Source organism: Mycobacterium sp. E3247 (genome assembly GCF_001667785.1).
GTDB lineage: Bacteria > Actinomycetota > Actinomycetes > Mycobacteriales > Mycobacteriaceae > Mycobacterium.
In genome coordinates, this window is the sequence record NZ_LZJG01000005.1 from 1 (window position 1) to 10015 (window position 10015).

The window sequence follows — 10015 nt, forward strand, 5'->3', positions numbered from 1 at the left end:
TGCGGGCTGCCCTTCAGGGCCGCGGTCTTGACCTTGGCGATCTTGTCGCGGCGACCCTTGCGGACCAGCTGCTGAATCGTTGGCATCTACCGGCTTTCTGTGTTCGTGTTCGGTGCCTGTCGGCTGTTCTCAAGTCTTCGTACTGCAGTTTTGCCCTGCCGCACTACCCCGCGGCCGGGTGTGTCGCACGCGCTGCGCACCGGAGAAGATCCGATGCATCGTGGACATGCGAATTTGCCCGGCATCCACTTCCTTACGGTTAGGCGCCGTAAGCCGCCAGGCACGAGCCTCCACAATACCCGCCGCCGGTCTCGCAGGTCAAAGCGGCGGTTCGTGGCGATCGCAAGCGCGGCCGTGGTGGTCGCAAGCGCGGCGAAGCCGGGCGCAGCGGGCCGCCACAGTCGATGCGAGCCGGGCGCAGCGGGCCGCCACCATCGGACCTAACCTCTTGCGGTGTTGTGCGCGACGCGCCGCTCCATGCCCGCCGCCAGCCGCAGCACCATGTCCGAGAACAGCGCGTCGGTGTCGATGTCGTCCATCACACCGGTCATCTCCAGCAGCACGAAGCCGTGCAGCGCGGACCAGAACTCCAGCGAAGCGTGGAAGGCCTCCTCGCCGTCGAGACCGTAGGAGGACAGCACCGAGATCACCGGCGCTGCCGCGCCCCTGGTCACCGCCGTGTACTCGGGATCCTCACCGCCGAACGGCATCCGGGTGAACGCCGAGTACCGGCCGGGGTGGTGATGGGCGTAGCTGCGGTAGGCGCCCGCCATGACCAGCACGGCGTCGTCGCGGGCGCGACCCTCGCCGACCCTGTTCAGCATCGTGATGATGTCGTCGATGACGCGGATCCGCACCGCGCGGCGCAGGTCCTGCAGGCTGTCCACGTGGTTGTACAGCGACGGCCCTTTGGTGCCGAGTTGCGTCGCCAGCGCGTTGATGGTGAGGGCGTCCCAGCCCTCCCGGTCCAGGAAGGTGAGCGCGCCGTCGATGATGCCTTCGCGGCTCAGCTTGGCAGGGCGCGAGCCCGTTCTCCCCCCGCGCGGACGCCCGGCCCCGGACGTTTCCGGCTGAGCTGCCATGGCGGGGGCCCTTCGCTTGCGTTCATCGGGGTGCTTAACTAATGACTCTAGTTGACGCCGGGCGCGAAACTGTTTCAGCCATGGCCGGATGGACGTAATCTCATCGAGCAGATCCACCCGTGACAAAGGGGGCCCGCAGTGAACTGGACAACCGCCGCCGGGTCGTTGGCAACCTGCATCATCACCGTCGCCGCAATCCCCGCCCCCGCCGCGCACGCCAAGAACGGCGACACCCACGTCATCGGGGAGGGCATCGAGCAGACGCTGGACTGCAACGACGCCACCCTGCTGGTCAACGGCACCCGCAACAACGTGACGGCACTGGGCAACTGCTACGCGGTGACGGTGATGGGCTCGTCCAACACCGTCGTCGCCGACTCGGTCTCGCACGACATCACCGTCTACGGCTACGACCAGACGGTGTTCTACCACGGCGGCTCGCCGTTCCTCTGGGACCGCGGCCGCGAGCTCGGGATGACCAACCGGCTTCAGCAGGTACCCGGCTGAGCCCGACACCGCACCGCCATTCGACCGAGGGGAATCGAGGAACATTGTCCGCCCACGTCTTTGACCGCCCCTCGGGGCTGACCGCGTTCGCCATCGCCCCGGCCGTCGCGGCGGTATTGCTGGCCGGCTGCAGTTCGACGGCCAACCCGCCCACGAGTTCCACCACGACGACGAAGAGCAGTACGACGACAACGAGCGCCGGGGCGGCGCCGACGACGGGGTCGAGCGGGGCGAGCACCACCGCGTCGGTGGAGATCGGCAACACGCTCAACTACGGGTCGATGGGCACCACCACGACGCTCGACTGCGCCAGCGGCAAGTCGCTGAACGTGGGCGGTTCGGACAACACCCTGACCGTCACCGGAGACTGCACGACGGTGACCGTCGGCGGCACGAACAACAAGATCACCCTGGACAAGGTCGACACCCGCATCAGCGTGGTGGGGCTGAACAACACCATCACCTACAAAGACGGTGAGCCCAAGGTCGACAACCTGGGCTCCGGCAACACCATCACCAAGGGCGGCTGAGCGGTAGTCGTTCGCCGGCATCGGTTTTCGCCGGGGTGCTGCGGGAGTATCCGGGGCATATGATCGTCCGAGCAGAACGGACTCCAGCCATGTTCCCCAGTACCACCAACCGCACCGGCGCGCTGGTTACGGCCTTCGTGGTACTGACCGGCGCCGTGACGCTTCCCGCGGCGGCGGCCGACCCCAATCCCGACGACCAGTTTGTGGCGCTGCTCGACCAGAAGGGCATCCCTGCTCTCGAGAACGTGCCGAGCCTCATCGCCACGGCCCATCGGATTTGCCGCCAACTCGATGGCGGAATGCCGGCCAGCGGCGTGGTCGATGACATGAAGCAACGGGCGTTCAATGCCAACTCGGCCGGCGGCCCATACCCTCCCGACCGCGTCATGCGCACCGTCGCCCGATTCATCTCCGCCTCGGTCGAGGCCTACTGTCCGAACAATCAACCGAAGATTGCTTCCCTGCAGTCCATGGCGAATCCCTTGCCCGGCGCGAGCGAACCGCCGCAGCGGAGCGATGCGGGCACGCACACCGCCGCATTCCACCCGATCGGCCTGGTGTCGGGACCGTTCCCGTCGGGAGAAACCGGCCAGCCGGACCCACCGCAGCTTCCGCCACCGCCGCCGCCGACGGCCCAGATCATGACGCCACCCCGGCCCGCCACGACCCCGTCTCCACCGCAGCAACCGCTGCCAGCCCAGCAGGCGCCACCGGGACCGCAACAGGAGCCCGGTGCCCCCCAGCCGGGGATCCCTCCCGGCGGTGGTGGCGCCGGTCCGGAGCCGCCCCCCATGCCGCCCGGCAGGGTGAGGCTCGCGCCGTAAAGTCGGGAGCGGACGGGTCGCCTAACCGGCGGGCGCGCCGTGCCGGCCGGCACCCGCGGCGAACCGCCCCGCACCCTCGTTGGCCTCGGCGGCGACGCGGGAGATGCTGGCGAACTCGAAGTCGATCGCCTCGGATTCCGTTGCGCCCCACTGGTGTAGCGCCGAGAGCCGGTCCGATCGCAGGCACTGCTGCGGCAGCGCGGCCAGCTGCGCGGCCAGCTCCTCGGCCGCCTGCCGCGCCTGGCCGGTGGGCACCACGCGGTTGGCCAACCCCATCGCGAGCGCTTCGTCGGCCTTGACACCGCGGCCGGTGAGGATCATGTCCATCGCGCGGCTGTGCCCGATCAACCGCGGCAACCGCACGGTGCCGCCGTCGATCAGCGGCACCCCCCACCGCCGGCAGAACACCCCGAACACCGCATCCTCCTCGGCCACCCGCAGGTCGCACCAGATGGCCAGCTCCAGGCCCCCGGCGACGGCGTAGCCGCTCACCGCGGCGATCACGGGTTTGGACAACACCATCCGGGTCGGCCCCATCGGGCCCGGGCCCCTCCGGTGCACGGAGTTGGCCTCGGGGGTGCTGAAGGCCTTCAAATCGGCTCCGGCGCAGAAGGTTCCACCGTCGCCCCACAACACCGCGACCGACGCGGTGTCGTCGCGGTCGAATTCGTCGAACGCCGCGTACAGCGCGGCCGCGGTGGGACCATTGACCGCGTTGCGCGCCGCCGGCCGGTTCAAGATGACCGTCGTCACCGGGCCGTTGCGCTCGATACGCACAGGATCGCTCATTGTGCCTCCGCAAATAGTGGTTCGCGCCGCTCGAGCAGCTCGGTGGCGAAGTCGTGGTACGCCGCACGCAGCCGGGCCCCGGGCCAGTCAACGGGCAGCAGTTCGTCGGGCAGGACCGGATCGGTGAGCAGGTGCCGCACCGTGGCCGCCGCCACCACGAAACGGCCCGGAATGTCCGGCGCGGCGGCCATCTCGTCGAGCAACTCCTCACCGGCCCGCGCCCAGGCGGGCAGGTCCCACAGCTGGGCGGCCAGCCCCGTCGGGTCGTCGTCGCGGGCCCGCAGGACCCGGACCCGCGCGTCGATCTCGGGGTCCAGGTCGAGCTCCAGGTTGTCGGGGCGCATCCACACGCCTTCGCGGAGTTCACCGAACCGCTTGTCGTGCAATGCGGTTCGCAGCGCCGCGCGGGTACGCGCGTCGTTGCCCACGCTGGTCACGATGAGCGTGACCCACTCCCCGCGCCAGGGTCGGACCCGGGGGTCGATGGCGTCGTCCTGCCGCCGCTGGCGGGCCAGCAGGCGGTCCGAGAGCCGGTAGCCGTCGGCGGAGCGGATCAGGTCGCCGGCCCCGGCCATGCGCGTCAGCGCCACCCGCAGCGCGGTCTCCTTGATGCCGAAGTCGGAAGTGAGCCTGACCAATTCACTCGCGCTGGCGCACGCCGGGTGGGCCCCCAGCAGCACGCTGAGCACCACCGACCGGGCCGTCATGGTGGGCATGGCTATACCTGTGACGCCCGGCGGCCGTAGTCACCGAAGGGCTCGTCGCGATGCCGGACCGCGTCGCGGAAGCCGTGCTCGGTGGCGTCGGCGACGAAGGCGTGGCCTTCCGGCGTGTGCCGGGCGACCCCGTCGAACACGGTGCTGACCATCCTGCTGGTGGCCACGCCCTGTTGCAGCAGAGCCGAATTGAGCGCGAGCTTGACCATGATCAGCTGGTTGACGGGCACGGCGGCGATCCGTTCCACCAGCCGCTCGGTGCGCTCGTCGAGGTCGGCCGGGTCCGGCGCCTCGACCGCCAGACCCCATTCGGCGGCCTGGGCGCCGGTGATGCAGTCGCCGGTGAACAGCAGGCGCTTGGCGCGCTGGTCACCGAGCCGGTGCGCCCACAACCCGGCCGCGGGGACGCCCCACACCCGCGTGGGCGGGTAGCCGATCTTGGCGTCGGCGGCGGCGATCACCTGGTCGGCGTGCAGCGCGATGTCGGTGCCGCCGGCCACGCAGTAGCCGTGGATCTTGACCACCGTCGGTTTGTCGGCGTGCATCAGGCTGGAGAAACCGCGTACGAACCGGCTCATCATCTGGTAGTCGATCATCGGATCCCAGGGCTGATTCGGTAAGTGGTTGACCGCCTGGGCTTTTCCGTCCAGGACGGTGCCCCGATAGGCACCCGTACCGCCGGCCGAACCGGTGCGGTCGGCGTAGGCGGACAGGTCGAAGCCCGCACAGAACCCCTCGCCGCGGCCCGAGACCAGGATCACGTGCACATCGGGGTCCAGGTCGGCGCGCTCCACCAGCGCCGAGAGCTCCAGCGGGGTGTCCGCGACGATCGCGTTGCCCTTCTCCGGTCGGTTGAAGGTGATCCGGGCAACCCGATCGGTGACCTCATAGGTCATCGTCTTCAGGTTGTCGAAGTCGACCGGCCTGATCGCGTGGGTCATATTGCGGCTCAGCCCTTGACCAGCGCCCGCTCGAGGATCGGGGCCAGATCCAGGCCGACGGGCATGGTCCCGTAGGCGCCGCCCCACTGCCCGTCGAGCCGGGTGGTCAAGAAGGCCTCGGCGACGGCAGGGTGGCCGTGGCGCACCAAGAGCGATCCCTGCAGCGCCAAGCAGATGTCCTCGGCGACCTTGCGGGCCCGCAGCGCGATGGTGTCCAGGTCGGTCAGGTCGCGGCGCAGGCGTTCGACGTGCGCGCCCAGTCGCGGGTCGGCGCCCGCGCTTTCGGCCAGCTCGTCGAACAGCACCTCGACGCATTCGGGCCGAGTTGCCATGGCGCGCAACGTGTCCAGCGCGCTGACGTTGCCCGAGCCCTCCCAGATGCCCATCAGCGGCGCCTCACGGAACAGCCGCGGCATGCCCGAGTCCTCGACGTAGCCGTTGCCGCCCAGGCATTCCAGCGCCTCGGCGGCGTGCGGGGTGGCCCGCTTGCACACCCAGTACTTGCCGGCGGCCAAACCGATGCGGCGCAACAGGGCCTCCCGGTCGTCGCCGCGCAGCGCCCTGTCGGTGGCGCCGGCCATCCGCATCGCGACGATGGTGGCGGCCTCGGCCTCGACGGCCAGGTCGGCCAGCACGTTGCGCATCAGCGGCTGGTCGATCAGGTAGGCGCCGAACGCCTTTCGGTGCTGGGCGTGGTGGATGGCCCGGGTCAGTCCGGTGCGCATGCTGGTGGCGCTGCCCAGGGTGCAGTCCAGCCGGGTGAGGTTGACCATCTCGATGATGGTGGGCACGCCGCGGCCCTCCTCGCCCACCAGCCACGCGACGGCGCCGTCGTATTCGACCTCACTGGACGCGTTGGCGTGGTTACCGAGCTTGTCCTTGAGCCGCTGCAGGAACATCCGGTTGCGGGTGCCGTCGGGCAGTATCCGCGGCAGCAGGAAGCAGGACAGTCCACCCGGCGCTTGGGCGAGGACCAGGAAGATGTCGCACATCGGCGCCGAGGTGAACCACTTGTGTCCGGTCAGGCGGTAGCTGCCGTCCCCGATCGGGGTCGCCTGCGTGGTGCCGACGCGCACGTCGGACCCGCCCTGCTTCTCGGTCATCGACATGCCGGCGGTGATACCGCGCTTGGTGGTGGCGAGCTTGAGTTCGGGATCGTATTCGCGGCTGGTGAGCAGGGGCTCGTAGACCGCCGCCAGTTCGGGCTGGTAGCGCAGCGCGGGGACGACGGCGTAGGTCATCGAGATCGGGCAGGTGTGGCCGGGCTCGACGTTCCAGACCGACATCTTCGCGGCGCGCACCACATGCGCGCCCGGGCGGTCGTCCGCCCACGGGGCGGCGTGAATGCCGTTGGCGATCGCCGTGCGCATCAACTCGTGGTAGGCCGGGTCGTACTCGACCTCGTCGATGCGGTGGCCGTACTTGTCGTGCGTGTGCAGGATCGGCCGGTTGCGGTCGGCGAGTTCACCCCACCGCAGGGCCTCGCGGCCGCCCGCGATCGCGCCGACCTCGTTCACCTCTTCCACGCCCCACTGCCCGCCCTCGCGGATCAGGGCCTCCACGAGCACCGCGGATGTCGCGGGGTTGTGGTTTTCCAGCGGGGGGACCTGGTTGGTGACGACATGCGTATCCGACATGCCCCTCATGTTACATTTTTCCGACAGTCGCACAAGACGTGTAATGCTGGTGTGTCAGCGGGCGTGCGCTCGGAAGAACGCCCACAGCGCCTGGCTGGCGAACGGCGGCCATTCGTGGCCGCCCTGGTCGATCGTGATCAGCGTGACGCCACGGTTGCCGGCGCATTCCGCCGTCGACGTGGTGACCGGACCGTCGGTCGTGCTGGCCGGGTTCGCACACCGGTCCACGTTGCGCCAGAACGCATTCACGCTGGGAACCGGCGGGCCGTTGATGACGCTGAAACCCTGCCCGCCACCGTAGGGCACCAACCGATCCGCCGTGCCATGGATGTGCATGACCGATATCGGGCGCGGGTCCGGGCACCCGTTCAGTTGCGTGCCGGCCACCGGGCCGATGGCGGCGAAGATGTCGGTGGTGCACGCCAGCGTGTAGGACATGATGCCGCCGTTGCTCATTCCGGTGACGTAGACCCTGGCGGGATCCGTGCGGACGTTCTTGGCGACGTCGGCCACCGCCGCGGCGATGAAGGCGACGTCGTCGACGTTTTCCCGTCCGGGCCGGCCGCAGCACGATTCCCCGTCGACGTTCCAGGCCCGGTCGAGCCCGTCGGGGTAGGCGACGACGAACCTGCCCGCATCGGCCAGTTCGTCCCAGCCGTAATCCCTTTCGACCTGCCTCGCGCTACCGGAATAGCCGTGCAGCACGACGACAAGCGGCACCGAATCCGGTGTTGCCACCGGCTTGTAGAGCCGATAGCTGCGATCGTGTCCGCCGACCTCGAGGTGGTGCAAACTGGTGCCGGTCACGAAGCCCGACGGCAGTGTCGGCGCACAGCCCGCGACGAGCAAGACGACCCCGAGGAGGGTGGCGAGCCGACCGAGCACGGCCGTGACTCAGCCGCTTGTCTTTTCCCGCAGGAACGCGATGTCGTCCTTGCGGCCCTCGTCGGCGGTCTCGCAGATGACCGGCGCGTCGGCCGCCTTGACGACCGCGGCCAGCAGCTCGGGGTCGATCTGGCCGGTGCCGAAGTTCGCGTGCCGGTCGGCACCCGAGCCCGCCGCGTCCCTCGAGTCGTTGCAGTGCACCAGGTCGATGCGCCCGGTCAGCGCCTTGATCCGGTCCACCGCGTCGATCAATTGCTCACCCGCCGCCCACGCATGGCAGGTGTCCAGGCAGAACCCGATTCCCTTGTCGCCGATGTGATCCCAGAGCCTGCCGATGGTGTCGAAGTAGCGGGCCATCGCGTGGTCGCCGCCCGCGGTGTTCTCCAGGTACACCGGCACGTCGGTTTCCAGGTAGTCCAGCGCTTTGACCCACCGCTCGAAGCCGGCCTCCATGTCGTCGTCATCGGCGTGGCCGCCGTGCACGATCACCGCCGTCGCGTCGATCTCCGCCGCGGCGTCGCAGGTGTCCTGCAGGATCTTGCGCGACGGGATCCGGATGCGGTTGTTCGCCGACGCCACGTTGATGAGGTAGGGCGCGTGGACATAGAGCGGCACGCTCGACGCCTTGAGCGCCTCGGCGTCTTCGCGGGGCTTCGGCTTCTTCCAGCTCTGCGGGTTGCCGAGGAAGAACTGCACGACGTCGGCGCCGTCCGCCTCCGCGGCGGCCAGCGGGTCGTCATTGCTGACGTGTGAACCGATGAGCACGCGGCCAGTGTAGTTGGAGTGCGGCCGTCATCGCCGCCAGAACAAGTGATGGGTGACCCCGCTGGCGCTGGGTACGACCTCGTGGTGGAACCGGTCCTCGAGCTCTTCCGGGGACTCCCAGAGGCGCGACCCAGCCCCGATCTCCACCTCCGCGACCGCGACGTGGAGAGCGTCGACGAGGCCAGCGTCGAGGAATTGGCGCACGGTGCTCGCGCCACCGCCGAGCCGGACGTCCTTGCCGAAGGCGGCCGCCTTCGCCTGATCCAGGACGCCCGCCGGATCGCCGGAGACGAAGTGGAACGTGGTGTCCGACAGTGTCAACGGCGCGCGGGCATGGTGCGTCATGACGAACACCGGGGTATGGAACGGTGGCTCGTCACCCCACCACCCCTGCCAATCCGGGTGGTTCTGCCAAGGGCCGCGGTATGGGCTGAACTTGTTGCGGCCCATGATCTCCGCGCCGATGTTGTTGGTGAAGTCGCGGGTGAAGTAGTCGTCGAGGCCCCGGCTTCCGCCGGGCTCGCTGCGGCCTACCCAACTCGCGGTCGCGCCGACCCACGCGAACATGGCGCCTTGGTCGGCGTCGCCGAATGGGCGTTCGAAGCACTGGTTGAGCCCGGCGCCGAACCCATCGCGCGACAACATGAAATTCTGGACTCTGAGCAGTTGGGCCACGCGGTCCTCCTGAGATCTTCGACGGTCGACAGGTAGACCCGGGCTGCTGGCCGAACTCATCGCCGTTGGCCGCTTGCGCTGACGAGCGAACAAGAAAAGAGCCCCCGCACTGGGCGGGGGCTCTTTTTCTTGTCGAACTAGCGTGCGGACTACCGCCGATTGTCCGACTCCTCAGCGGCGAGTTACCTCGCCGCATCGTCGTCGAACTAGGTCCAATTGTCCGACTCCTCAGCGGCGAGTCCCTCGCCGCATCGTCGTCGAACTAGCGGTAGTCGGAGTAGCCGTAGTCGTCCAGCGGAACCGCGGCGCCGGTCGCCTGACCGAAGTCCGGGCTGTAGTACTGATCCTCGTAGGACGGGATCGTGTACGCGGCGGCCCGGGCCTCCTCGGTCGGCTGCACCTGGATGTTGCGGTACCGGTTGATGCCGGTACCAGCCGGGATCAGCTTTCCGATGATCACGTTCTCCTTCAGACCGTTGAGCTTGTCGCTGCGGCAGTTGATCGCCGCATCGGTCAGGACTCGCGTGGTCTCCTGGAACGACGCCGCCGAGAGCCACGAATCGGTGGCCAGCGACGCCTTCGTGATACCCATCAGCACCGGACGGCCGGCGGCGGGCTCGCCGCCCTCGGCCACCACCCGACGGTTCTCCGCCTCGAACTCCGC

11 protein-coding genes and 2 pseudogenes are annotated in these 10015 nt (G+C 69.0%); 3 read left to right on the top strand and 10 right to left on the bottom strand.

Features of this window, described 5'->3' with window-relative positions; genetic code table 11:
- Both A9X04_RS00250 and A9X04_RS00255 read right to left on the bottom strand, forming a co-directional pair.
- Nucleotides 1-86: pseudogene (locus A9X04_RS00250) on the bottom strand (30S ribosomal protein S12); the annotation flags it as partial.
- A gap of 354 nt (nt 87-440) precedes the next feature.
- Complete coding sequence (locus A9X04_RS00255; RefSeq protein ID WP_067916630.1) at nt 441-1082, bottom strand: TetR/AcrR family transcriptional regulator; 642 nt, start codon at nt 1080-1082, stop codon at nt 441-443.
- 138 nt (nt 1083-1220) lie between these two features.
- Between A9X04_RS00255 and A9X04_RS00260 the strand changes: the two genes are divergently transcribed.
- The 3 genes from A9X04_RS00260 to A9X04_RS00270 all read left to right on the top strand — a co-directional run bounded on the left by A9X04_RS00260 (nt 1221) and on the right by A9X04_RS00270 (nt 2943).
- Complete coding sequence (locus A9X04_RS00260; protein WP_067916632.1) at nt 1221-1589, top strand: DUF3060 domain-containing protein; 369 nt, start codon at nt 1221-1223, stop codon at nt 1587-1589.
- A 77-nt stretch (nt 1590-1666) separates the two neighbouring features.
- Entirely contained in the window at nt 1667-2119 is a 453-nt protein-coding gene (locus tag A9X04_RS00265; protein WP_156764155.1) for a DUF3060 domain-containing protein, read from the top strand.
- Between the two features lie 89 nt (nt 2120-2208).
- Nucleotides 2209-2943 (top strand): DUF732 domain-containing protein, encoded by a 735-nt coding sequence (locus tag A9X04_RS00270; RefSeq protein WP_067916634.1) that lies wholly within the window; start codon nt 2209-2211, stop codon nt 2941-2943.
- Nucleotides 2944-2964: 21 nt separating this feature from the next.
- On the opposite strand, the gene A9X04_RS00275 is transcribed toward A9X04_RS00270, so the two are convergent.
- The 8 genes and pseudogenes from A9X04_RS00275 to A9X04_RS00310 all read right to left on the bottom strand — a co-directional run.
- Nucleotides 2965-3732, bottom strand: a complete 768-nt coding sequence (locus A9X04_RS00275) for a crotonase/enoyl-CoA hydratase family protein (RefSeq protein ID WP_067916636.1) — start codon at nt 3730-3732, stop codon at nt 2965-2967.
- Complete coding sequence (locus A9X04_RS00280) at nt 3729-4448, bottom strand: PaaX family transcriptional regulator C-terminal domain-containing protein (RefSeq protein WP_067916639.1); 720 nt, start codon at nt 4446-4448, stop codon at nt 3729-3731. The genes A9X04_RS00275 and A9X04_RS00280 overlap by 4 nt, the downstream gene beginning before the upstream one ends.
- 2 nt (nt 4449-4450) lie before the next feature.
- Entirely contained in the window at nt 4451-5389 is a 939-nt protein-coding gene (locus tag A9X04_RS00285; protein WP_067916641.1) for a crotonase/enoyl-CoA hydratase family protein, read from the bottom strand.
- An 8-nt stretch (nt 5390-5397) separates the two neighbouring features.
- The gene (locus A9X04_RS00290) at nt 5398-7026 is read right to left on the bottom strand and encodes an acyl-CoA dehydrogenase family protein (protein ID WP_067916643.1); all 1629 of its coding nucleotides are present in this window, start codon (nt 7024-7026) and stop codon (nt 5398-5400) included.
- A gap of 54 nt (nt 7027-7080) precedes the next feature.
- Nucleotides 7081-7911, bottom strand: coding sequence for a PHB depolymerase family esterase (locus A9X04_RS00295; RefSeq protein ID WP_067916645.1), 831 nt, complete (start codon nt 7909-7911; stop codon nt 7081-7083).
- A 9-nt stretch (nt 7912-7920) separates the two neighbouring features.
- Entirely contained in the window at nt 7921-8676 is a 756-nt protein-coding gene (locus A9X04_RS00300) for a deoxyribonuclease IV (protein WP_067916647.1), read from the bottom strand.
- A 27-nt stretch (nt 8677-8703) separates the two neighbouring features.
- On the bottom strand, nt 8704-9351 hold the full coding sequence (locus tag A9X04_RS00305) for a dihydrofolate reductase family protein (protein ID WP_067916649.1): 648 nt from the start codon (nt 9349-9351) through the stop codon (nt 8704-8706).
- Between the two features lie 262 nt (nt 9352-9613).
- A pseudogene (locus A9X04_RS00310) lies at nt 9614-10015 on the bottom strand (DNA-directed RNA polymerase subunit beta'); the annotation flags it as partial.